At 52.4% G+C, this 23,027-nt stretch carries 22 protein-coding genes and 1 pseudogene; 12 read left to right on the top strand and 11 right to left on the bottom strand.

Features of this window, described 5'->3' with window-relative positions; genetic code table 11:
• Positions 1 to 48: 48 nt before the first annotated feature.
• Together istA (NF347_RS03970) and istB (NF347_RS03965) are read left to right on the top strand one after the other, a co-directional pair.
• Positions 49 to 1,584 (top strand): IS21 family transposase, encoded by a 1,536-nt coding sequence (gene istA / locus NF347_RS03970; RefSeq protein WP_044214480.1) that lies wholly within the window; start codon positions 49 to 51, stop codon positions 1,582 to 1,584.
• A gap of 16 nt (positions 1,585 to 1,600) precedes the next feature.
• Complete coding sequence (istB, locus tag NF347_RS03965) at positions 1,601 to 2,353, top strand: IS21-like element helper ATPase IstB (protein ID WP_009038478.1); 753 nt, start codon at positions 1,601 to 1,603, stop codon at positions 2,351 to 2,353.
• A 248-nt stretch (positions 2,354 to 2,601) separates the two neighbouring features.
• On the opposite strand, the pseudogene NF347_RS03960 reads toward istB (NF347_RS03965), so the two are convergent.
• The 3 genes and pseudogenes from NF347_RS03960 to istA (NF347_RS03950) all read right to left on the bottom strand — a co-directional run.
• Positions 2,602 to 3,519, bottom strand: a pseudogene (locus tag NF347_RS03960) (DNA methylase); the annotation flags it as partial.
• A gap of 152 nt (positions 3,520 to 3,671) precedes the next feature.
• On the bottom strand, positions 3,672 to 4,412 hold the full coding sequence (gene istB / locus NF347_RS03955) for an IS21-like element helper ATPase IstB (protein ID WP_289685785.1): 741 nt from the start codon (positions 4,410 to 4,412) through the stop codon (positions 3,672 to 3,674).
• Between the two features lie 27 nt (positions 4,413 to 4,439).
• On the bottom strand, positions 4,440 to 5,984 hold the full coding sequence (istA, locus tag NF347_RS03950; protein ID WP_237613085.1) for an IS21 family transposase: 1,545 nt from the start codon (positions 5,982 to 5,984) through the stop codon (positions 4,440 to 4,442).
• A gap of 445 nt (positions 5,985 to 6,429) precedes the next feature.
• On the opposite strand from istA (NF347_RS03950), the gene NF347_RS03945 reads away from it, so the two are divergent.
• A complete protein-coding gene (locus NF347_RS03945; protein ID WP_107035682.1) occupies positions 6,430 to 6,822 on the top strand; it encodes a hypothetical protein in 393 nt (130 codons plus the stop codon).
• Positions 6,823 to 6,981: 159 nt separating this feature from the next.
• On the opposite strand, the gene NF347_RS03940 is transcribed toward NF347_RS03945, so the two are convergent.
• From NF347_RS03940 to NF347_RS03920, 5 genes are read right to left on the bottom strand one after another with little or no spacing between them, the layout of a single operon-like run.
• Complete coding sequence (locus tag NF347_RS03940; protein ID WP_107035683.1) at positions 6,982 to 7,200, bottom strand: DUF3873 domain-containing protein; 219 nt, start codon at positions 7,198 to 7,200, stop codon at positions 6,982 to 6,984.
• Between the two features lie 13 nt (positions 7,201 to 7,213).
• Complete coding sequence (locus NF347_RS03935) at positions 7,214 to 7,471, bottom strand: hypothetical protein (protein ID WP_107035684.1); 258 nt, start codon at positions 7,469 to 7,471, stop codon at positions 7,214 to 7,216.
• A gap of 53 nt (positions 7,472 to 7,524) precedes the next feature.
• Entirely contained in the window at positions 7,525 to 8,856 is a 1,332-nt protein-coding gene (locus NF347_RS03930) for a PcfJ domain-containing protein (RefSeq protein ID WP_107035685.1), read from the bottom strand.
• A 12-nt stretch (positions 8,857 to 8,868) separates the two neighbouring features.
• Positions 8,869 to 9,306 (bottom strand): PcfK-like family protein, encoded by a 438-nt coding sequence (locus NF347_RS03925; RefSeq protein ID WP_107035686.1) that lies wholly within the window; start codon positions 9,304 to 9,306, stop codon positions 8,869 to 8,871.
• Between the two features lie 12 nt (positions 9,307 to 9,318).
• Positions 9,319 to 9,555: a hypothetical protein gene (locus NF347_RS03920; RefSeq protein WP_107681776.1), complete on the bottom strand. Its 237-nt coding sequence runs from the start codon at positions 9,553 to 9,555 to the stop codon at positions 9,319 to 9,321.
• A 982-nt stretch (positions 9,556 to 10,537) separates the two neighbouring features.
• Between NF347_RS03920 and NF347_RS03915 the strand changes: the two genes are divergently transcribed.
• Complete coding sequence (locus NF347_RS03915; RefSeq protein WP_107035689.1) at positions 10,538 to 11,920, top strand: tetratricopeptide repeat protein; 1,383 nt, start codon at positions 10,538 to 10,540, stop codon at positions 11,918 to 11,920.
• Positions 11,921 to 12,157: 237 nt separating this feature from the next.
• On the opposite strand, the gene NF347_RS03910 is transcribed toward NF347_RS03915, so the two are convergent.
• Positions 12,158 to 13,135 (bottom strand): IS110 family RNA-guided transposase, encoded by a 978-nt coding sequence (locus tag NF347_RS03910; protein ID WP_107033536.1) that lies wholly within the window; start codon positions 13,133 to 13,135, stop codon positions 12,158 to 12,160.
• Between the two features lie 246 nt (positions 13,136 to 13,381).
• Between NF347_RS03910 and floA the strand changes: the two genes are divergently transcribed.
• From floA to NF347_RS03870, 8 genes are read left to right on the top strand one after another with little or no spacing between them, the layout of a single operon-like run.
• A complete protein-coding gene (gene floA / locus NF347_RS03905) occupies positions 13,382 to 14,350 on the top strand; it encodes a flotillin-like protein FloA (protein ID WP_107035690.1) in 969 nt (322 codons plus the stop codon).
• Between the two features lie 30 nt (positions 14,351 to 14,380).
• Entirely contained in the window at positions 14,381 to 15,832 is a 1,452-nt protein-coding gene (locus NF347_RS03900) for a carbon starvation CstA family protein (RefSeq protein WP_107035691.1), read from the top strand.
• 42 nt (positions 15,833 to 15,874) lie between these two features.
• Entirely contained in the window at positions 15,875 to 16,696 is an 822-nt protein-coding gene (locus NF347_RS03895; RefSeq protein ID WP_107035692.1) for a histidinol-phosphatase, read from the top strand.
• A gap of 22 nt (positions 16,697 to 16,718) precedes the next feature.
• Entirely contained in the window at positions 16,719 to 17,468 is a 750-nt protein-coding gene (gene kdsB / locus NF347_RS03890; protein ID WP_107035693.1) for a 3-deoxy-manno-octulosonate cytidylyltransferase, read from the top strand.
• Between the two features lie 13 nt (positions 17,469 to 17,481).
• Positions 17,482 to 18,780 carry a M16 family metallopeptidase gene (locus NF347_RS03885; protein ID WP_107035694.1) on the top strand — a complete coding sequence of 433 codons (1,299 nt, stop codon included), beginning with the start codon at positions 17,482 to 17,484 and terminating at the stop codon, positions 18,778 to 18,780.
• 20 nt (positions 18,781 to 18,800) lie between these two features.
• Positions 18,801 to 20,096: a tRNA (N(6)-L-threonylcarbamoyladenosine(37)-C(2))-methylthiotransferase MtaB gene (gene mtaB / locus NF347_RS03880; RefSeq protein ID WP_107035695.1), complete on the top strand. Its 1,296-nt coding sequence runs from the start codon at positions 18,801 to 18,803 to the stop codon at positions 20,094 to 20,096.
• A complete protein-coding gene (locus tag NF347_RS03875) occupies positions 20,093 to 21,025 on the top strand; it encodes a lysophospholipid acyltransferase family protein (RefSeq protein WP_107035696.1) in 933 nt (310 codons plus the stop codon). The genes mtaB and NF347_RS03875 overlap by 4 nt, the downstream gene beginning before the upstream one ends.
• Positions 21,006 to 22,055 carry a glycosyltransferase family 2 protein gene (locus tag NF347_RS03870; protein ID WP_107035697.1) on the top strand — a complete coding sequence of 350 codons (1,050 nt, stop codon included), beginning with the start codon at positions 21,006 to 21,008 and terminating at the stop codon, positions 22,053 to 22,055. Before NF347_RS03875 ends, NF347_RS03870 begins: the two co-directional genes overlap by 20 nt.
• Before the next feature lie 10 nt (positions 22,056 to 22,065).
• Here the strand turns inward: NF347_RS03870 and NF347_RS03865 are convergent, their stop codons facing one another.
• Both NF347_RS03865 and NF347_RS03860 read right to left on the bottom strand, forming a co-directional pair.
• A complete protein-coding gene (locus NF347_RS03865; protein ID WP_107035698.1) occupies positions 22,066 to 22,572 on the bottom strand; it encodes a hypothetical protein in 507 nt (168 codons plus the stop codon).
• A 233-nt stretch (positions 22,573 to 22,805) separates the two neighbouring features.
• Positions 22,806 to 23,015, bottom strand: a complete 210-nt coding sequence (locus NF347_RS03860) for a hypothetical protein (protein ID WP_128702360.1) — start codon at positions 23,013 to 23,015, stop codon at positions 22,806 to 22,808.
• Positions 23,016 to 23,027: the final 12 nt, after the last annotated feature.

Genomic DNA, 23,027 nt, shown 5'->3' with positions numbered 1-23,027 from the left:
TTTGTTAAAAACGAATAAAAGTCAGTTATGCCCAATAGACAATTAGGAATGGAAAAGATTCGTCAAGTGTTACGCTGTTACTCTCAGGGTTATGGGACCAAAAGTATCAGCAGTATGTTAACCGTTTCGCGCAATACGGTCAAGAAATACTTACAGGTATTTCAGCGCAGCGGTTTGGATTATGAAGGAGTACTGTCTCTATCGGACCAGGAACTCTCGGAGTTATTCCACGAAAAGACCAGAGTAAAGACAGAAAGCGAACGGATGGAAGAACTAAAGTCGTTGTTGCCCGAATATTGCAAGCGGCTTCAGAAGAAAGGTGTTACCCGTGAGGCTTTACATCGTGAGTACCTCTCTTCCCATCCGGATGGTTACGGACGCACCCGCTTCTATATTCTGATTCAGCAGCATATAGCCTGCAGCCGTCCCATCATGCATCTTGAACACAAGGCCGGTGATAAAGTGTTCATAGACTTCGCCGGTGACAAACTCTCCATCATCGACCTTGAGACGGGCGAAATCATCCCGGTGGAGGTTTTTGTCGCGATCCTTCCCTGCAGCCAGTTAACCTATGTGGAAGCGGTCATGAGCCAGAAAAAGGAGGACTTGATCCGTGCTTCGGAAAACGCCTTGTTATACTACCAGGGGGCTCCCTCCGCCATCATCCCGGACAATCTCAAGTCCGCCGTTACTAAGAGCAGTAAATACGAGGCCATCCTGAATGAGGACTTTGCAGCCTTTGCCGAACATTACGGCTGTACCGTAATTCCCGCCAGGGCTTACAAGCCACGTGACAAGGCACTGGTCGAGGGTGCCGTTAAACTGATCTATCGCAGTATCTATCCAAAGATACAGGAACGCGAGTTTTATGACCTTGATTCACTGAACGCGGCTATCCGTGTCGCCTTGGAACTCCACAACAACACTCCGCTGACAGACCGTAAATACAGTCGACGGGAACAGTTCGAGGAGATAGAACGTGATTCTTTACGCAAGCTCAATCCCATCCGTTTTGAACTCAAACAGCGTTACAGGGCTACCGTGATGAAAAACGGTCATGTCCGCCTGGGGGAAGACGCCCATTACTACAGTGTGCCTTGCGGCTATATAGGCAAGAAGGTCATCTTGTTATATACCTCACGCGAGGTATGCATCTATTACGGCTACGAGCTGATTGCTTCCCATACCCGCAACAGGGCCCGTTGCCGGTACACGACCCTGGAAGAGCACCTGGCTTCACACCATCGCTATATCACGGAATGGAACCCGGATAAATTTATACGTGAAGCGGCGGCTATTCATCCGGATGTGGAGGCATATATCCGTCAGGTTATGGAAGAGAAAAAGCATCCGGAGCAAGCCTATAAATCGTGTCAGGGCATTCTTAGCTTCGCACGCAGGGTCGGCAACACCCGATTGACCAATGCCTGCCGTTGGGCTACAAGTTACGGTCTGTACAATTATCCCATCATCGAGCGCATCCTTAACAACCGGCAGGATGAGTTCCCGTTGGAAGACAGTGCCGGGCAAGAAACGGAGATGCCTTCCCATGAGAATATCAGAGGAAAAGAATATTATCAATAAACCAACCAGATACAATATGGAAATGAATCAGGACACATTGGAAAAGATGTTAGGAATGAATCTTAAAGGTATGTATTATGCCTTTAAAACAAGTTTGGAAACACATCGGACAGAGAGCATGACTACCGACCAGTTCGTCTCATGGCTGGTCTCAAGTGAATGGGATGACCGCAGAAACCGCGCGGTAGAGAGAGCTATCCGTCAGGCCTCCTTCAGATACAAGGCCACCATTGAAGAAATAGACTTCTCAGTGGAAAGGGGGCTGGACAAGAATCTTACCCAGCGTTTGGCTGACCTTACGTTTGTCAGGGAACGCAAAGACATGTTTATTACCGGAAGTGCCGGAACAGGAAAAAGTTATCTGGCAACCGCTTTTGGCTTCCAGGCTTGCCAGAAAGGATATAAAGTACTATACGCCAACACATCCAGACTTATGGGGATGCTTAAGGTTGCCAAGGCAAAAGGTACAATCCTGCAAGAACTCAAGAAAATCGAGAGGTTGGATATGCTTATACTGGATGATTTTGGCATACAACCCTTCGATTCCCAAGGGCGGATGAACCTGATGGATATCATAGAGGACAGGCATGGTAAAAAATCCACCGTCATAACATCACAGGTCCCGGTAAGGGATTGGTATGACGTTATTGGAGAAAAGACGATTGCCGATGCCGTTCTGGACAGAATTGTACATCAGGCTATACGTATAGAGCTCTTCGGAGAGTCGCTACGCAAATGTAAAAGTAAAAAAGAATCGTTATATTTATAAACGAAATTTAATGTAGAACCCGGCATAACTGACAGGAAGAATACGAAGAAAACAAGAATGAACAGGATGGAAGAATGGAAAAATTTAACAGGGGTCAAATTGCTCTGAATTAAGGGGGCTACTTTGAGTGGATTTTCCATTTATAAACAAAAGGGTTATCTGTGTCCATTATAATACGGACGTTTATGGATTATTGTATAAAAAGCAAGAGGATACAATTCAAATGATTCTTCCTCTTGCTGTCATTGTCATATTTTCAATCCTTTCGGACGGTTTTCATCCTTGACATACAGCCCCGGACGACCGATTACGATATGGTTGTCAATGAAATTGCCCGTGGAACTTTGTTCATTTGCCGGACTGCGTATCTGTGGCGGTGTATCTCCGTGATATTGCGTCGGCCTGTTCCGCACGACTTCCGTTTCCGGCTTGACCTGCTGCCCTTCGTTCTCCTTGTCGGCGATTTCGGGCGTGGGCGCAAGTTCCAGTTGTATCTTGCGGTCGAGGGCGGCAAGTTCGGACTTCAACTGTTTCAGCTCGACCTCCTTCTTCCACACCTTGCCCGTTATCTCCTGTAACTGCGGTATCTCACGTTCCAGCACCTCATTCTTCGCCTTGTACTGGTCGATGATGGGGGGTATCCTCTCAATTGCGTTCAGGAAGTTGCGGGCGGCGGCCAACGGGTCAGCCATCGCCAGATGCCCGTTGTTGTAGGTGTACTTGTAGTTTCCTTCAACTACAAAACGGTTGTCGGTGAACTCCAAGCCCTCTTTGAGTATCCTCTCACTCACTACCTTTATCGGGAAACCGTAAAGCTCTCCGACCTGTGTGTAAAGCCCGCCCGTCGTGGTGTTCTTGGCTATCTCCTGCAAACGCTTTCCGATGACCTTCTCGTCTGTGGAGTCCACTCCGTCCACCTTTATCATATTAAGGCGGTTGCCCTCCTTGTCGGTCTGCACCACTGATAGGAAGCGGTTCCAGTCCTCCGTCATGGCATCAATGAAAGCCGTGTTGTTGCGCAGCTCACCCGTCTTCGACTCCAGCTTGAACTCCGAATCACGCCTGCCTTTGTTGAACGACTTGCGTTCCCCTTCGAGCGAGGCGATGCGCTTTTCAAGTTTAGCCTTGTCCAACAGGTCGGTGTTGCCGGAGAGCAATGCCATATATGGATATTCTCAACAAATTGACCCCCTATGGATTATTTAAATTGACCCCCATTGATAACCTGTGATTTTTGGACAGTTTTTACAGGGGTTGACAATAGGGTCTGGGGGATTCTGATGGCGTGTTGATAATTAAGATTTATTTACAAAAATAATCATTTGATTTTATTCTGCAACTTGCGGATGGACTCTCCGAAGAGCTCTATCCTTATCGAGTGGTGCACGATCCTGTCGAGGATCGCATCGGCGATCGTCTTCTCTCCGATCACGTCATGCCAGTCGCATACGGGAACCTGGGAGGTGATGATGGTGGCCCGTCGTCCGTGCCGGTCCTCGATTATGTCCATCAGTGAGGATCGCGCGGCGGCATCGAAGGGATGTATGCCGAAGTCATCAAGGATGAGAAGGTCGGTACGCTCGATCCTTTTCAGTTCGGTAAGAATCGTGCCTTTTGCCTTTGCGGCCTTCAGCTGGCCCATCAGGCGTGCTGTGCTGGCGTATAGCACGCGCATCCCTTTCTGGCATGCCCGGTAGCCCAGAGCGGTTGCTATGTAGCTTTTGCCGGTGCCGGCACTGCCGGTGATGAAGATGTCGCGTGGCTCGGTGACGAAGGTCATCTCGGAGAGCCGCATCAGCAGGTTCCGGTCAAGGCCGCGCTCAAGGGAGTAGTCTATCTCCTCGATTGAGGCGCGGTAACGGAACGAGGCCTGTTTCTGCAGGCGCTGTATAAGCCGGTTGGTGCGGTCGTCCCATTCATTTTCCACGAGCCACGCCACGAACTGGTCTGTTGTCATGCCTTCGCTTTTGAACGATTCCATTGATGTGCGGAAGGCCGCGTGCATGCCCAGCAGCCGCATCTGCGACATCCGGGCGAGTGTCTGTTGGTTCATTTCCATTGTTGTATGTATTGTTGGATTGATATGTTACCTGAAGTATTCCTTCCCGCGTATGTTTGCATGCCGGGGCATCTGGGCGCTCTCCTCGCACTCTTGACCGGGAAGGGTGTCGTCATCGAGGCAGTCATGACGGCTGCGCAGTATCGAGTCGACGGCGCTGTAGTTGTAGAGTCCGGAGGATGCGGCCCTGCGGCAGGCCCTGACCAGGCGGTCGTTGCCGACCCTGGATGCGAACGACAGTATGCCCTTGCAGGATTTGTAGGCCTGTTCGGGATGGGTCTTTGACTCTATGACATGCCGCAGGAAGTCCTCTACGTCGGCATGTATGCGTGCCCCCTGCCTCAGGAAGCCCTCGACGCTCCATCCGCTCAGGTCCCGGTGGGCCGAGGCAAGGTGATTCGGCTCCGTGGTATACCCGTACGGGCGCCATCCTCTGGGATGTACGGCCACGCGGTCTCCGCCGCAGTATATCTCAACCGTACGTGAGTCATACAGTATGTTGACCTTGCGGCCGATAAGACGGTGGGGCACGCTGTAGTAGTGGCGGTCAAGGCGTACGTGCCCGTTGCGCTGTACCGTGGCGGTATGCCGTTCCTTCAGCTCGAACCTTATGGGATTTAACGGGCGCAGGTACATGCGCTCCAGATCCTCGAACTGCTCGCGGCGGCTGTAAGGGCGTCCGCTCATGCGGGCGTTGTTGTGAAGCTCCAGCGCCGTACGGATAGCGGCGTTCAGCGACACAAGATCATGATGAGTGCGCTGTCGCACCAACGGGTAGATGCTGCGGTAGATGAGCTTGACGGCGCCCTCCACCAGGGCCTTGTCGCGCGGCTTGCGCACGCGTGCCGGTATGACTGCGCAACCGTGATGCTCGGCGAAGGCCGCGTAATCCTCATTGAGCTCCGCCTCGTAACGGCTTGCCTTCTTTACGGCAGCCTTGAGATTGTCTGGCACGATGGCCGCCGGTGCCCCGCCATAAAAATGAAGCGCATTCTCACAGCACCGTATGAAGTCCTCCTTGCGCTGGCTCATCACGGCCTCAACATATGTAAGCTGTGAGCAAGGCAGTATGGCCACGAACACCTCCACGGCGATGATCCCGCCGCTGTCACGGTCGACCAGCTCCAGACGGTCGCCTGCGTAATCGACATACATCTTGTCGCCGGCCTTGTGTTCCAGATGCGCTATAGGGTGCATCTGCGCCACATACAGACGCATCAGACGGCTGAACGTCGACCGGGAATAGCCTCCCGGGTGACTCCCGATATAGTCGTCATACAGCTTCTGCCGCGTCATACCTCTCTTTTTCAGACGTCTGACATAATCAGGCATAAGTCCCATAAGCTCCTGATGGCGGCTTGACACGGGTTCCGAACCGACCGCTCTCACTCCGAAAATCTCATTCAGATCCGGATCCTCCAGTTTCAGAAGATCCTCGATGCCACGGTTCAGCTCCATAAACCGCCGGAGGTATTTACGCACCGTGTTGCGCGCTATGCCCGTCAGGTTGCTGATACTCTTGGCTCCGTTGCCGTTGGCGTGGCATCGGAGCACCTGTCTTAATTTGTTCATGCTCAGTTTTCGATTTGCCATCAGTCGTATGTTTAATATTATTTAACATACAATATAGCTCAAAAACTCCTTTTGCCAACTCCCGTAAAGTCTTTTTCCGGGGGGTAATTTGCTTGACCGGACGGGGGTCAATTTAAATGATTTTCCGGGGGGCAATTTATCTGGTCAACCGGGGGGCAAATTCACTGAGTTTTTCCATTAGATTCAGAGACAAAGTGTATTCAGGAAAAATCCTTCGACATATCCCGGAAAACTATTTCACTGAGATTGACATACCGTCTGAAGCTCCCGAAAAATGCCTCGCCACCCGTAAGGATTCTACACTGATTATAGTCTGGTGCAACCTGTTTGCTGACGACAAAAAGGTGTGCGAGACAGTCAAAACAATACTAACGGCTGAAAAATGAACGTCTGTAACATTGTGATAGTAAACCGCCAATCCTAAATGATTAAACGGAGATACAAATTCAACATAATCGACCACCTGCATTACATGATAGGTCAAGACCGGCTGCACAATGTGATGCCTAAATGGCAGTTCTCGCCCCTTGATGCTGCTATTGCCGTATTCATCATGTGGCCGATGTTGGGTCTCTGTCTGATTATGCCAAACGACGAGATGCAGATTGCGTGGCTTGTGATAACCGTATCGGCTTACCTTTACGGTGAGCCACGATGGGAAAAATCCCGTTTCACTCCTGCGCGGGAGAGAGCCTACTACCGTCGCTATCCCAACAGAAAAAATAATTGCAGTGTATGGCTGCTTATAGGGATTAACATTGCGATGGTGATGGTATCCTGTTCACTCTGCCTATGGTTTATCACAACTATTAGATGAATGAGGTCTTTAGGAAAATCGGACATCCTTTATGATTTCATAACATCAGATTAGGCCCAATCGCCGCCTGTGGCGGCCGAAATTTGGTGAAAATCAGTGGCGCAACTCTATCACAGGGTCGCGCCACTTGGGAATATTACGATTTGGCAAGTTGGTTCTTTAAGCATTGCTTTTCTTGGCGAGCCATTCGTCACGCTTGTGTCTGCACTCCGCAAGTGTGGGGGCTACACAAGAAAACAGCTCGTTGTCGGTATCTCGGTAGTCGTACATCACACGGCTTATTTGCTTGCCACGATGGGCAAAGTAGAAAGTTTCGTATTGTTCAGTGCCGGGAGCGGTGGTTGTGCTCACTCCGTTAGCGGTCATTTTCGTTGCCATATTAATCAATGTTTTAGAAATTCACAATCATCATTCGCTGGTCGAATGTCTTTGCAGGGTCGCTGACAAGGCGTTGCTTTACCCAAAAGTGGTGTTTGCCGTAGCCATATAGGAAAAACTTGTTGAGGTCGGTACGCTCGGCGCATACGGCTACGGTTTCCCTCAGTTCGGTTTCATTGCGTGTCAGCAATATGCGGTTTATGAGGTCAAGCACAACCGCTCTTATCTTATCGTCAAAGTCAAATATCAGACTTTCAATCGTCACGTTCATATTTGGTGGGTGTTGTGACCTGCGCCATTGCTGACGCAGGTCGGGTTAAACATTCAGGCGGTCATTCTCTTGCGGATTAACTTGGCGTTGCTGTTGACAAGGTTGATTATGCGGTCGTGGTATTCGGTGTCCTTGTTGTATTTGCCGTGGCACTGCACCACTTTGAGGGTACGCAAGTCAACCTCTACGGTTTCAATTATTTCTCCGTCAATCCTTGCTGAAAGAATGAGAGTGTTCTCCTTGCGGTAATATCCCGCTCCGAACACGCAGATGTCCTGCTTCCTGCCTTCCTCATAGTATTCATCTATGCTTTCAAGCACTTTGATTGTCAACTCGTTGTCAGTGATTACCAATCCGAAGAACTTGGATTTTAGAGCGATAAACTTTTCTTTATCCTCTTCTGCTTTGAGTAGGCGTTGCTGTTCACGCTCACGCCTTTCTATCTCGTATCGCCGTGCTCTTTCTGCACTTTCCTTTGCTCGTTTGGCATTGATACGTCGTGTCATAACATCGTGTGCGTCTTTGAGGTCTTGGGGGCAGATGTTTTTGGGATTGCGAATATCCTCTCCCAAATCGTTCAGCATACGGATATAGTCACACCACATTGAGATGTTATCGAGGGTGTACCCATGACGCTTTGCAATTTTGTAGGAGTTCCAACAGATGTTGCAAGTGCTTGGATTGGAGAGGAAATATTTCATTACCTCTACATCTCCGGCCTTCATCATAGTTTCAGCCATTGGATTGGAGAGCAACACGGCAATAAGACGGATTGGATTTATGCCATAAAACTTGCCGTCAAATCCGTTGCGGATTGCTTGCGGCAGCACTTTGTAACGGGGATACATCAACGTTTGTGCGCTCACATAGTCGTATGTGTCGGATTTTGAACGTACCTCCAGTGTGCTATCCCATACCCAAAGGTCGTAATACATAAATCCCATACCTCTGCGGAGTGCCACGACTGTAGATGTTCCATTGGGTGCTATCCATTGCTGCATAACCTCCAAAAGATAGAAACGGCAGGGTTCTCCTTTACGGCTCTCAAACTTAGCCATAGCCACACGATATACTTGATAGCCTCGGCAGGTGGTGAGATAACCGATATATGATATTCGCTTGTAGGTGCGCTTGCGACTTTCCTCTACTTTGAGTTCCGCTCCGCAGTGGGGGCAACGGCAACCGAAAAGCGTGTCGGAAAGTGCGCCCTCATCGCTGTGCCATTCGTGACCACAGTCGGGGCAGGTGATATAGCCTTTCTTGGTGCGGTAGGCGATATGTTCAACGCCATTCTTATAAGCCCATTCCGTTTGAGCCGGAGTAAGTTTGGGCAGAGTTACCGATAGTCTTGCTACCTCTTTCTGTATCTTGGTCTTGGGTTTCATAGCAGTGCGGTGTTAAAAGTCAAAAAGACTTGGTTGAACATCTTGGGTTTTCTTCTCGGTGGCTTTCTTGGGTTGGATAGGCTTGCGCAGTTTTGCCATTTCCTCTTGGCGCAGACGTTCTATCGCGTCCTGTCGTGCCTGTTCCTTTTCTTCCTCGGTCAACTCTACCGTATGGTTGACGACAACTTTGCAGTTGATTGGATTACCCACCTCAATCTCATCTTCTTCGTAAAAATGGGTAGCCATTCCGAAAATCTCATCATCGGTAAATCCGTTGCAACCGCTTTTCTTGACCTCGTTGATTATAAAGGTCGCGCAGTCTTCCACTGACTTTGAGGGGTTTGCGAACTTGACGGCGAAAAGCGCGTCACTCTCGGCTCTCTTTTCAAGGTAGTGGCGGATAGTGTCCGCAAACGCCATAGTACCTTTGTTTTCATTCTTGCTTGCCATAGTCGTAATATTTTAGAGTGTCATTAACCAATAGATGATAGCCAACATCGTGAAGGCTGATATGAGCCAACCGATAGCCTTGAATATCCTGCCGATAAACCAACCGAACAATAATCCTATCATTGCTCCGATGAATATTACTATCATCTTGACCACCTTTGCAACCGCTATGCTTATGCGGTATGGATAGGAGGTTTGGTGAGCTTTGCCTCGACCTGAAGAATCTTTATGTTGTCTTGTGGCTTTCATATCGGTGGGTGCTTTTTTTTATCCTTATGCGTCTAAGGACAGTGTGGTAGTATGAGTTGCTCGACACCCCAAAGACGTATGGCGACAAAAAGGAATGTTCGTGGCAAGACGTAAAAATACTACCTCAGCCCCGGCGAGTGTGGAGATTTTTCCGGATTGACACGAATGTTCCTCAGCCATACGTTCCAACCGGCGAGCAACTCCTACTCAACCCACTTGCCCCGGAACGCAAAAACAAAAATGGCATCCCCGATATAACAGGAAAGCCACTTGACAACATAATGAACTGTGCCGCCATTCAATCACAGAATGACAAGACTATGAACAACTGCAATGTAACAAACAATATCATATCATGGAAAAGGAAACATGAATTACGGAAGTAATCCCGACAAAGGGCAATGTCCGGCATTTATTCAAGGCGGAGAGCAGCGAAGCCGTAGGAGATATGATGGTCTTTGCCCTCGTGGATTACAACCTTGCCGGATATGGAATGACTGCGGGAGCCGGGAGATGATAGTCAGCCTCCGGCTGCACATCGTAGGCGATGCTGACATTCGATGTCCGGCATACGGTATGCAAAACAATTTCCAGAAACAATCCGGCCAGTTGCTTGTATAAGTCAAAATAAAGAGGTATCTTTGTCGTGATGAAAAGCCACGCAAGAGTGTGATAATGGAAATATATTAAGGGAGTGTTGATGAAAAACTGAAAAAAATCGACTTCCACCGGCAGAAAATCGGTCAATTCAAGACAAATAAAAATAGTTAACGCATCTTAAATAAATCAAATTGATTTCTAACGAGTTGCCACCATTATCCCATTCAGTACGAATTTAGTACAAACACAGATTTCCCTCCCTCTGATATTCAGCTCCTTATTGTGTATATCACAAAAAATCTGTAATTTTGCGATATGACAGCCGACACGACGGCTGCCCGGGTGCGCCGCACCTGCTGACAATGAAAGATACCATACAGCTGTGAAAAGATTTTTTATCGCAATATTACTGGCCGCGGGCGCCACTATCGGACTGAACGCCCAGACACTTGCTGAGGCTGAAAGCCTGTTTGAACAGGGCGAATACGCCGAAGCACTCCCGACTTTGCTCGAAGAGGCCAAAGCCAAACCGCGCAATGCCGCTCTGCAACATAAAGCCGGAACAGCACTGCTGCGCACCGGTCATCCGGCCGAGGCACGACCATACCTTGCCAAAGGCACCAACGACTCGCGAATAGGTCTGGCCGAGATAGCGTTTCTCGAATATGACTTCGATGGAGCCGACGAGCATCTCGACGATTACGAGAGCAGGCTAAAACGCGGTCGGCGCAAAGCCGCCGAGCCGTCGCCCGAAGTCGAAAGCCTGCGCGAACGCATCGAACGCGGCCGCAACATGATGGAGCGCGTGGAACAGCTGACCGTCATAGACAGCACTGCCATAGGACGCGACGACTTCTTCCGCATCTACCGTCTGTCGAAAGCCGCCGGACGCATAGCGGGAGCCGAGTCGCTTCCGCAAGGAGCACGCGCCATTGCCGACCTGCCCGCATTCATTACAGAGGACGGCCGCACAGCCATCTGGTCGGCTGCCGATGAGAACGAAAACTATACATTGACGCAGAGCACCCGCCTCGACGACGGATCGTGGGACGAACCGCAGCTGCTCGGCGAGGGTCTCGGCGAGGGTGGTGACGCTGCATATCCGTTTCTGATGAGCGACGGAGTGACCCTCTACTTCGCCAATGACGGAGAGAATTCGCTCGGAGGATACGATATATTCATGACCCGCAACAACGGCGAGGAGTATCTGCAGCCACAAAACATCGGCATGCCGTATAACTCGCCATATGACGACTACATGCTGGCTATCGACGAGGAGTCGGGCATCGGATGGTGGGCCACCGACCGCAACCGCCTGGGCGACTCGATCACCATCTACAGGTTTATTCCACGCGAGATGCGTGTCAACTACCCTGCCGATACCGCAGGACTCGCCAGACTGGCTATAATAAGCGATTTCCGCGCCACTCAACAGCCCGGAGCCGACTACTCGGGTCTGCTCGCACGCGCGTCAGACAACGGCGACTCCGGCCGATCCACGGCCTTCACCATAGCCATAGGCTCAAAGATCTACCATGATCTCAACGATTTCCGTACAAGCCGTGGCCGCACACTCATGACACAGATCATAGGCACACGTCATAAACTCGACCGCACACTGACCGATCTCGAAGCCTTGCGTCGCCGCTATGCCGCAGGCGAAAAGACCCTATCACGGCAGATACTTGACTCGGAGGCGACGGCCGGATCCCTGCGGAGAGAGATCAGACATCTGACCGACCAACTCGCCGAAGCCGAAAAATAAGCTCCGGGGAAGAGCCGACAGACACAAACCGGTGCCTGACACACTGACGATCAAAACAATTCAAACCTGATTTCAAATTATCAATAACGAACTATATTAAAAACCAAATAAAATGAGGCAAAAATTACATCCACCTTAGATTATTTGAGAATGGTCTTGCCGCAGTCCGCTCTTGGGGGCGGTTTAGGCCGCCCCCGCCGCTCGGGCATCCCCTAGCCAGAAGGAGAGAGGAATAGTTTAGAGGGCGGAATCAGGTTTCGTAGAGACGAAGCCGTCGATATATGACTTATTGGATGTCACAACAGCAAAAGCCTGTCTAACGAGTTTATTTGCCACAGCAATCATGGCTACTTTGCCTGATTTTCCTTTGCCCCGCAAACGCTGGTAGCATTCCTTGCACGCCTTGTTGTGCTGACTTGCTGACCATGCCGCCACATAAAGCATCGAACGCAGAGTCTCGTCACCGTTACGGTTGATATGTCCACGGATATTGATGCTTGTGCCGGACTGCTCTATCGTGGGGCAGATACCGATAAAGCGGGACAACTGCTTGGCATTTTCAAAGTAGGTAAAGCCTCCGGTAGCTATAATCAGCGCAGTGGCAAGTGTGACTCCGATACCCTTTATAGAGGTAAGGAGTTTAAGCTGCTTGTCAAACACATCGGTTACGACCGTCTCCATTTCCTGCTGCATGTACTTGATCTGCTTTTCAAGGAAGGTTATGGTCTGTTTCAATGAGTTCAGACATTTCTTATCCTTAACCGGCAGAGGCTCAAGTGATGAAAGAAGATTCTTTGTCGCTGTCAGTTGCTTCTGAAGTTGACGCAGGACTGTTTTCTTCTGTTTCAGAAGCATTATCTGTTCGGACGGGAACTTATATGGTTCCGGCTTGAATCTCTCCCCGAAATCGGCAATGAGACAGGCATCTTTGGAGTCTGTTTTGGTAACCGACATCATTACGCGGGAATAGTTTTTTATCTTCTTCGGATTTATGAGGCTTGCCCGTATGCCGGTCTTGTCAAGAAGATAAAGAAGAAGGAAGCAGTAGTTGCCTGTCGCCTCCATCACGCAGTGGTGGATAGCATGGTCAAGCTTCGAGATGAACTTGCGGATGCCTTTCGCGTTGTTTTGGAAGGTCTCGGTACGGTAGCCCTTTCCATGAGGAAAAGCAGCTACAAACGTCGCTTTGCTGATGTCGATGCCTATGTATGTCATGTTATCAAATCTTTTGTCAGGAACTACATCTTTTGCACTCTCGTCGCAAACACGGGGTCAGTCATACCGCCCCAACGAACTATCCAGTCTTTAGATGTAAAAGCATGGGGACTGAACGTTAGTCACGGGTTTTGCCACCCCCTAATCTGCCTTGTTCCATGCTTGTGATGCCTGATATTTGAAGATAAATTTATTCAAAAACATTTAACCGTACAAATGTACGACCCCTATAAAATCATTTAAGCAATGGAAATATCAATTATCATACTGGGTGTGGTGTTGGTGGCGCTTCTGTGCGTGTTTTTTTACTACGTGCCGTTCTTCCTGTGGATTTCGGCGCGCGTGAGCGGCGTCAGGATCTCACTGCTGCAGCTCGTGCTGATGCGTATCCGTAAAGTGCCCGCATCGGTGATAGTCAGAGCCATGATCGAGGCACACAAGGCCGGACTGACCGGCGTGACCCGCGATGATCTCGAAGCCCACTATCTTGCCGGAGGCGACGTGGAGAAGGTGGTGCATGCGCTTGTCTCAGCTGCCAAAGCCAACATAGATCTGGGCTTCAAGATGGCCACAGCCATAGACCTTGCCGGACGCGACGTGTTTCAGGCCGTGCAGATGAGCGTAAATCCCAAAGTGATCGACACTCCCCCGGTGACCGCAGTGGCCAAGGACGGCATACAGCTCATAGCCAAAGCCCGAGTCACGGTGCGCGCCAACATACGCCAGCTCGTAGGCGGTGCCGGCGAGGACACCGTGCTTGCCCGCGTAGGCGAAGGCATAGTGTCGAGCATCGGCTCGTCGGAGAGCCACAAGCAGGTGCTCGAAAACCCCGACAGCATATCAAAACTCGTGCTCCGCAAAGGCCTTGACAGCGGCACGGCATTCGAGATTCTCTCGATTGACATCGCCGACATAGACATAGGCAAGAATATCGGCGCCGCACTGCAGATAGACCAGGCGCAGGCCGACAAAAACATCGCACAGGCCAAGGCCGAAGAGCGCCGTGCCATGGCCATAGCCCTGGAGCAGGAGATGAAAGCCAAGGCGCAGGAAGCCCGAGCAAAGGTGATAGAAGCCGAGGCCGAACTGCCCAAAGCCATGGCCGCCGCCTTTGCCAGCGGCAATCTCGGCATCATGGACTACTACAGGATGAAAAACGTCCAGGCCGACACCATAATGCGTGAAACCATCGCCGGTCCGGCCGACGAAAAGTAATCAGACCGACAGCAACAGTTCCGCATCATCATGACTTCATTTCTCATAGCTCTGGCGGTGCTCGTCGGCGGCTACTTCATCTACGGCACACTCATCGACCGCCTGATCGGCACCGACCGAAACCGGCCGATGCCGGCCTACCGGCTGCGCGACGACGTAGACTATCTGCCGATGCCTACATGGAAGGTTTTTCTCATACAATTTCTGAACATCGCAGGCCTCGGTCCGATCTTCGGCGCTATAATGGGAGTGATGTTCGGTCAGGCAGCCTTCCTGTGGATAGTGCTCGGCACTATTTTCGCCGGCGCCGTCCACGATTTCCTGTCGGGCGTGATCTCCATACGCATGGGCGGCGCTTCGCTGCCCGAGATCGTAGGTCATGAACTCGGCGACGGAGTGAAGCAGGTGATGCGCGGATTCTCGGTGCTTCTGCTCTTGCTTGTCGGCGCAGTATTCGTGCTCACACCGGCCGACATTCTGGCCGGACTGACTCCCGACACTCTCGACCGCACCGTCTGGATTGCCGTCATACTCGGATATTACATCCTGGCCACACTGCTGCCGATCGACAAGCTTATAGGCAATATCTATCCGCTCTTCGGAGTGGCGTTACTCTTCATGGCGGTGGGACTGCTCGGATGTCTGCTGTTCGGCGATTTCGGCATACCCATAGACTTCAGCGCCGGCTTCGACAACAGGATGCCCGACACGGAGCATCATCCGGTGTTCCCGATGATGTTTGTAAGCATTGCCTGCGGCGCGATCTCCGGCTTTCATGCCACACAGTCGCCCATGATGGCCCGCTGCCTGAAAAACGAGAAACTTGCCCGCCCCATATTTTACGGCGCCATGGTGACCGAAGGTATCGTGGCTCTTATCTGGGCTGCCGCGGCGATAGCCTTTGCAGGCGGATATGAGCAGCTCACAGCCTATATGGCCTCCCACGGCAACAGTGCAGGCGCTCTTGTCAGCGAAATATCGTTCAGCTGGCTCGGCACCGCCGGCGGCATTCTCGCCCTGCTCGGAGTGGTGGCCGCGCCGATCAGCACCGGCGACACGGCCATGCGCAGCGCACGCCTGATCGTGGCCGACTTCATGAAACTCAGCCAGCACACGATATGGAAGCGCCTTCTCATCTCACTGCCGCTTTTTGCCGCTGTCTTCGCCTTGATGATGATCGACTTCAATGTGCTGTGGCGCTACTTCGCATGGAGCAACCAGACTCTGGCCGTATTTACGCTATGGGCAGTCACGGTATATATGGCACGCCACCGCAAAGCCTATATAGTCAGCCTGCTGCCGGCCATGTTCATGACCGCCGTCAGCGTGAGCTATCTACTCTTTGCCCGGCGTCCCGAAGGCTTCGGACTCGATCTCACGATAGCGACATGCGCTGGAGTGGCTGTGGCAACAGTGTTTGCTCTGATGTTTGCCCGCTATGTGCGACGCCTCAGTCATGACACTACGTCAGAACCAGCATGAAGTCATCCGGGCAATCATCACAATGAAATATTCCGCACTACAATGATGACCAACAACGACATATCGGACATAGCCAGACAGACCGACGACTATTGCTTTCACTCCCACACACAGTTCTGCGACGGACGCGCTACGATGGCCGAAATGGCCGAAGCCGCCCTCAATGCCGGGATGAAACACTACGGATTCACCCCCCACTCCCCTATCACGGTGGAGTCGAGCTGCAATATGAGCCGCGACTCCGTAGGCTATTATCTGGCGGAGTGCGACCGGCTTAAAGACCTGTATGCCGGCCGGATGGATATATATGCAGGTATGGAGATCGACTATCTCGGGCCGCAATGGGGACCCGCATCAGACTATTTCCAGTCACTGCCGCTCGACTACCGCATTGGCTCGATACATTTCGTGCCTACGCAAAAAGGCGAATATGTCGACATCGACGGGCGTTTCGAAAATTTCAAATGGAAGATGCAGGAGTTTTTCGACAACGATATCCGATGGGTGACCGAACAATATTTCAGCCAGACCCATGCCATGATCGATGCCGGAGGATTCAATATCATCGGACATTTCGACAAGGTGGGACACAATGCCTCGCATTTCCGCCCGGGCATAGAGGATGAATCATGGTTCGACACACTCCTTGACGGCGTGATAGACCATATAGCCGCCTCCGGCATAATAGCCGAAGTCAACACCAAGGCTCTTGCCGATCATCACCGCACCTTCCCCAACCGACGGCTATGGCACAGGCTCAAAAAGGCCGGAATACCTCTCATAGTCAACAGCGACGCCCATTATCCCGACCTGATCAACGCGGGCAGAGCCGAAACAATCCGCCTTCTGAAAAGCATCGACTGAAAACATTGCAACACAAATAAACATGAAATTCATAGGCATAATACCGGCAAGATACGCATCAACGCGTTTCCCCGGAAAACCGCTCGCCATGATAGGCGGCAAGACCATGATCGAACGGGTCTACACCCAGGCAAGCCTTGAACTCGACAGCGTGGCAGTGGCCACCGACGACGAACGCATAGCCCGGGCTGTAGAGGCTTTCGGCGGAAGAGCCGTCATGACATCATCGTCCCACCGCAGCGGCACCGACCGGTGCTGCGAGGCTCTCGACACTCTGGGATCGGACGCCGACGTGGTGATCAACATTCAAGGCGACGAACCCTTTATCGACCCGCGCCAGATAGCGCAGCTCAAAGAGTGCTTTGCCGATAACTCGACCGACATAGCCACCCTCGTCCGCCGCTTCGATCCGCAACGCGGATTTGACGCATTGTTTGACCCAAACACACCAAAGGTGGTGATGGACGGCGCCGGACACGCGCTGTATTTCAGTCGCTCGATAATCCCCTACGTCCGCGGCCACGAATGGCAGCAATGGCTCGACAATGCAGTGTTCCACACCCATGTGGGCATATATGCCTACCGCACTTCAGTTCTCCGCGAGATAGTGAAACTGCCGCAGTCGGCTCTTGAACTGGCCGAATCGCTCGAACAGCTCCGATGGCTGCAGGCCGGCTACCGGATCATGACCGCCGTGACCGACTGTGAAACCATTGGCATTGACACACCCGACGACCTGCGCCGAGCTGAGTCACTGCTCGCCGAGAAATAACTACCGACCCATAATGTCAGCTACACCCGACAGGTCAAAGGCACCGGCCACACATATCCCCTCCGACATAAAACTTCCGGCCATGCGCGAGCTGACGCTCGACAACGGCATGAAAGTGTCGGCGCTCGATCATCCCGACACGGAGATCAGCCGGCTGACCGTCATCACAGAAGGCGGCATGGCCGAGGCCGGCAATCCCGCAATAGCGCTGCTCGACTCACAACTGCGTCAGGAGGGCACTACCACCACCGACGGACTGACTCTGGCCGATCATTTCGACTTCAACGGAGCCTGGACTGCCTGCAGCAGCGGCAACCATCACCGAAGCTTTACGGTCTATCATCTGGAATCAAAACGACAGATGATACTTCCGCAGGTGATCGACATACTTACCGATCCGTCATTCCCGGCCGACCGACTGGCTAAATGGCGCGAACGCATGATAGCGCAGACCGCCATAGAACAGCAGACCGTAGGCTATCAGGCGTCGGCGCTTTCAAGAGAGATAACCATTGGAGCCGGCCACCCGCTGGCACAGAATCCCGATCCTGACCGCATCGCGGCAATAGACCGCGACACACTGCTCGACTTCCACCGACGCAATCTTCATCCGCGCCACATACGGCTCTTCATAGCCGGACGTCTTACGCCGTCGCTTGAACACCAGCTAAACCGCAGTTTCGGATCGATAACACCTCCACAGGGCATGGAAGAGCCGTCGTCATGCATAGTGCCGTTCAACATCGGCTCCGGGAAGCGCGGCTTCAGAACCGTTGACGGAGCATTGCAGAGCGCCGTGTGTGTCACCCTCAGAGGGATCGACCGCAATCATCCCGACTATCTGCCGCTGCGAATGACCGTCAACGCCCTCGGCGGATATTTCGGCAGCCGCCTGTCGGCCAATATACGCGAACGTCTCGGACTGACCTACGGCATACATGCCTCACTGCTCGGATATGCCGAAGGCGGGATGATCAGTATTGCCACCGAATGTGACAACGCCTATCGCGACAGGGTTGTAGACGAGATAGCCTCTGAGATGACACGTCTGGCAACGGCTCCTCCCGACGCCGATGAAATGGAACGCATACGCATGACCGAATTGTCCTCGCTGCTTGACATAATGGAAACACCGTTCACCGTGAGCGATTTCTATCAGTCGATGCATATCAACGGGCTCTCACCCGACTATTTCGATCAGCGGCTTATGACAGCCCGCACAATGTCGCCTGAGATCATAGCCGACATGGCCAGCAAATATCTCAGGCCTGACCTGATGAATGTGGCCATAGCAGGAAAAAACAGCAACTGAACCCAGACCACAACGCAACAATGCCACTCACATATCTGACACATACATTCGGCTGCAAACTCAATTTCTCAGAAACAGCCACTATAGCCCGTATGCTTGAGGAGCGCGGACTGCAGCAGGCACGCAAGGGCGACCATCCTGACATAGTGGTGGTGAACACCTGCAGCGTCACCGGCGAGGCCGACAAAAAGTGCCGCCAGACCATCAGAGCCATAGCCCGCCGACATCCCCACGCGGCCATAGCCGTCACAGGCTGTTACGTACAGCTCCATCCCGAAGAGGCCTCATCTCTTCCCGGAGTGGTTGTGACCGCCGGCATAGACCGCAAGCTGCAGATAGCCGGATATCTCGACCGCTGGCTTGCCGAACGGCAGCCGACCGTCGACGTCAACAAAGCCTCGCTTATCAAGGACTTCGCCCCTTCATGCTCACGCGGCGACCGCACACGCTGGTTTCTGAAAGTGCAGGACGGATGCGACTACTGGTGCACATACTGCACCATCCCCAAGGCTCGCGGGCGAAGCCGCTCGGCCACCATAGAGCAGCTCGTCGGACAGGCCTCACAGGTGGCAGCCGACGGCGGACGCGAAATAGTGATCACAGGAGTCAACATCGGTGACTTCGGCAAACTCACCGGAGAACGCTTCATCGACCTGTGCCGCGCGCTCGACACCGTAGAGGGGATCGACCGCTACAGAATCTCCTCGATAGAGCCTGACCTGCTGACCGACGAGATCATCAATTTCGTTGCCTCGTCGCGCCGGTTCATGCCCCACTTTCATCTGCCGCTGCAATCGGGATCCGACCATGTGCTGCAGCTTATGCGCCGCCACTACGACACCTCACTGTTTGCATCGCGCATAGAAAAAATACTCCACACAATGCCCGACGCATTCATAGGCGTAGACCTGATCACCGGAGCGATGGGAGAAACACCTGCACACTTCGATGAATCGCTACGCTTCATAGAGAGGCTTCCGGTCAGCAGGCTCCATGTGTTCCCCTACTCCGAGCGTGCCGGCACACGCGCCCTTGAGATACGCCCGCGCGTAGAGCCTTCGGAGCGTCACGAACGGTGCCGCACGATGATAGCCGTTTCCGACCGAAAGCTGGCCGAATTTCAGCGCCGCTATGAAGGGACTACGCGCAAAGTGCTCGTGGAACACTCTGTCAGCGCCGACGGCCACATGTATGGATTTACCGACAATTATATAAAAGTAGAAATGCCCGCCGACCCCGGACTGTTCAACCGCATAGTCGATACACGTCTGACGGCCGGAGGCAAAGACTTCATGAAAGGAATTCCGGCAAAATGAACCGACACATCGAAAACGTTTTATACGCTCCTATGGGATGGATGCTCCACGGTCTGGCACTGCTGCCGCTGAGAGCACTCTACGCGCTATCCACAGGCATATATGCCCTGCTTTACCACATCGTCCGCTACCGGCGCAAAACAGTGGCCGACAATCTCGCCCGATGCTTTCCGCATCTTGGCAGTGACGAACGTTCGGCTATCGAACGCCGGTTTTACCGCAACCTCTCCGACTACTTCCTTGAGACCATCAAACTCCTGCATGTCAGCGATGAGGAGATGCGTCGACGCATAGTGTTCGAAAACATGGAGGTGCTCGATACGCTTTTTGACAGCGGAAAATCGGTCGTGGCCTACTTCTCCCATTGCTTCAACTGGGAGTGGGCACCGGCCATAACCCTCTGGAGTCGATACAAGGGTTGCAAAAACGTCAGATTCTGTCAGGTCTACCGTCCGCTTAAAAACGAGTGGGCCGACCGCTTCATGCTTCGGCTACGCTCGCGTTTCGGATCGGAGTCACTGCCAAAGCGCACCGTGCTGCGCGATCTGCTGCGGATGCGCAGCGAGGGTATCATGAGTGTCACCGGATTTATGAGCGACCAGAAACCGAGCCACGGCGACCCGACCCTGCCGCTGATGCTGCTCAACCGCCCAACTGCCATGATCACAGGCACCGAGACTCTCGCCCGCAAGCTCAAGACCGCCGTGATATATTTCGATCTTAGCCACACAAGCCGCGGACATTACCGTCTGACGCTCAAACATATCTCCGATGACGCTTCGGAAACGGCACCGATGGAGATCACACGGCGCTACGCCGACATGCTGCAGGAATCCATCGAACGTGATCCGGCCGACTGGCTATGGACCCACCGACGATGGAAGAATCCGGTAAAATTGCCCGCAAACGATGAACCACAAGCTGAATAACCACCCGACAGACTGCTCGTCGACAGCCGTCGTGATACTCAACTGGAACGGCAGCGCCCTTTTGAGGAGGTTCCTGCCCTCGGTCATATCACACACGATAGCCACAGGCGCACGCATAGTCGTGGCCGACAACGGATCGACCGACGATTCTCTCTCACTTCTCGAACGCGACTTCCCTGAGGTCGAAGTCATGGCTTTCGACCGCAACTATGGCTTCGCCGAAGGCTACAACCGCGCGATAGCGGCAATAGACACCACCTACGCCGTGCTTCTCAACTCCGATGCAGCCACTCCCGAGGGCTGGCTGCAGCCGCTTGTAGAGTTCATGGACAGCCACAGCAATGCCGGAGCATGCCAGCCCAAGATACTTTCGGCCGAAAATCCGTCGGTGTTTGAGTATGCCGGTGCGGCAGGGGGATATCTCGACCGCAACGGCTATCCGTATTGCAGAGGCCGTGTGTTCTCCACCATAGAAGCAGATCGCGGACAGTATGACGATACAGCCGAAGTGATGTGGGCATCGGGAGCCGCGCTCATGGTACGCCGAAAGGCATATCTCGACACCGGCGGCCTCGACAAGATATTCTTCGCCCATATGGAGGAGATCGATCTCTGCTGGCGCATGAGGCTTCGCGGCTGGAAAGTGTATGCCGTAGGAAATTCGAGTGTCCACCATCTCGGAGGTGGCAGTCTGCCGGCATCAGATCCGAAGAAGACATACCTCAACTTCCGCAACAACCTGCTGATGCTTCACCGCAATCTTCCCGACCGTGTTCGCCGCAAGCGTCTGATTGTCCGCCGGCTTCTCGACGCAGTGGCGTGGCTCCGATATGCCGCCACGATGCAATGGGCCGACGCGGCCGCCATCATACGCGCCCACCGCGACTACCGTAAGATGAAAGCCGGTCTGACTGACATAAACGGCTCCGGAGCCGACCTGCTGCGCTCTACGCCGGAAGCCAAGAAAAATGTGCTCGCCGCGTATTATCTGCGAGGCAAGCACACTTTCAGAAGCATCATTCAATCATAAATCGTGACATCTACCTGACGAAAGAATCGGCCGGAGCCACATCTGCCCCCGCGCTCTTGGCGTTCATCGCAGCCTGCTGGGCATCGAATTCTCCGAGAGTCTGGCGGAAAGTTTCGACTATATTCGACGGATTGATCGGCTGTCCGAGCGACCCGCTTTCGGCCGACATCTTTTCCCACAACGCACCGGCCTCGACCGGATCTTTCTTCATGGCCGCATCGTAGCAGTCGACCGCCCGGCGCATCGACTGTTCGGTAGCGGTCTGATTGCCCGTTGTCGCGCCCACGAAAGCCAGAGTGATATAACTCAACGTAAGATCTCCAAGAGTCTTTACCGAGCAATCGGGAAGCTTTTTGTAGAGCTTGTCGCATAGATTGGTCACCTTGTCGAAATCCTGATTGCTTATAGCATCGGTTATCTCCCGGCACTGCTTCTCCTGCTCCTGCGCGCATGACACTCCGAGAAACAACAGGCCTGTCACCGCCATGAATAACAGTATGCGTTTTATCATATACATAGATGAGATGTTTTTTTGACTGTCGGTAAAAAATAATCGTTTCAATCATATAACCGATTATAACGTCATTTTGTTTAATAAATCTAAAAAAACTGTCGCTGTACGATAAAGCGCAAACATCCCGCCAATACGCAGGATTATTCATTTCAGGAAATGAGATATAACTCAGGCTGTCGTGTCAAAAACAAATATCTATGACACAGCCTCCCCCCTTTTTTAACTATGTTTTCCTTTCACTGCAGAACGATAGTGAAACCTGACGGCTCCTCCATCTTTTTACCGTTGACCTTCAGCTCTCTTGTGACGTTATCGCCACCCTTGTTGCTGATTTTCAGGTCAAACTCATAAGTCAGACCGTTGCGCTCTGGAAATTGAAGCGAAAAGACATACAACACCCCGTCAGAAACGAATGGGTGCGTTTCTGACGGGGCATTGTATGTCAAACGGTCGTGTTG

It is taken from the genome of Paramuribaculum intestinale (assembly GCF_030759015.1).
In the GTDB taxonomy this organism is placed as follows: Bacteria; Bacteroidota; Bacteroidia; order Bacteroidales; family Muribaculaceae; genus Paramuribaculum; species Paramuribaculum intestinale.
The sequence above is the reverse complement of the archived record's forward strand: the minus strand, read 5'-3'. Positions and strand labels throughout refer to the sequence as shown.

Coding starts and splice junctions, on each gene's coding strand:
- istA (WP_044214480.1), top strand. CDS start 49: ATGGAAAAGATTCGTCAAGTGTTACGCTGTTACTCTCAGGGTTATGGG.
- istB (WP_009038478.1), top strand. CDS start 1,601: ATGGAAATGAATCAGGACACATTGGAAAAGATGTTAGGAATGAATCTT.
- istB (WP_289685785.1), bottom strand. CDS start 4,412: ATGGAAATGAACCAACAGACACTCGCCCGGATGTCGCAGATGCGGCTG.
- istA (WP_237613085.1), bottom strand. CDS start 5,984: ATGAACAAATTAAGACAGGTGCTCCGATGCCACGCCAACGGCAACGGA.
- NF347_RS03945 (WP_107035682.1), top strand. CDS start 6,430: ATGATTAAACGGAGATACAAATTCAACATAATCGACCACCTGCATTAC.
- NF347_RS03940 (WP_107035683.1), bottom strand. CDS start 7,200: ATGGCAACGAAAATGACCGCTAACGGAGTGAGCACAACCACCGCTCCC.
- NF347_RS03935 (WP_107035684.1), bottom strand. CDS start 7,471: ATGAACGTGACGATTGAAAGTCTGATATTTGACTTTGACGATAAGATA.
- NF347_RS03930 (WP_107035685.1), bottom strand. CDS start 8,856: ATGAAACCCAAGACCAAGATACAGAAAGAGGTAGCAAGACTATCGGTA.
- NF347_RS03925 (WP_107035686.1), bottom strand. CDS start 9,306: ATGGCAAGCAAGAATGAAAACAAAGGTACTATGGCGTTTGCGGACACT.
- NF347_RS03920 (WP_107681776.1), bottom strand. CDS start 9,555: ATGAAAGCCACAAGACAACATAAAGATTCTTCAGGTCGAGGCAAAGCT.
- NF347_RS03910 (WP_107033536.1), bottom strand. CDS start 13,135: ATGACATACATAGGCATCGACATCAGCAAAGCGACGTTTGTAGCTGCT.
- floA (WP_107035690.1), top strand. CDS start 13,382: ATGGAAATATCAATTATCATACTGGGTGTGGTGTTGGTGGCGCTTCTG.
- NF347_RS03900 (WP_107035691.1), top strand. CDS start 14,381: ATGACTTCATTTCTCATAGCTCTGGCGGTGCTCGTCGGCGGCTACTTC.
- NF347_RS03895 (WP_107035692.1), top strand. CDS start 15,875: ATGATGACCAACAACGACATATCGGACATAGCCAGACAGACCGACGAC.
- kdsB (WP_107035693.1), top strand. CDS start 16,719: ATGAAATTCATAGGCATAATACCGGCAAGATACGCATCAACGCGTTTC.
- NF347_RS03885 (WP_107035694.1), top strand. CDS start 17,482: ATGTCAGCTACACCCGACAGGTCAAAGGCACCGGCCACACATATCCCC.
- mtaB (WP_107035695.1), top strand. CDS start 18,801: ATGCCACTCACATATCTGACACATACATTCGGCTGCAAACTCAATTTC.
- NF347_RS03875 (WP_107035696.1), top strand. CDS start 20,093: ATGAACCGACACATCGAAAACGTTTTATACGCTCCTATGGGATGGATG.
- NF347_RS03870 (WP_107035697.1), top strand. CDS start 21,006: ATGAACCACAAGCTGAATAACCACCCGACAGACTGCTCGTCGACAGCC.
- NF347_RS03865 (WP_107035698.1), bottom strand. CDS start 22,572: ATGTATATGATAAAACGCATACTGTTATTCATGGCGGTGACAGGCCTG.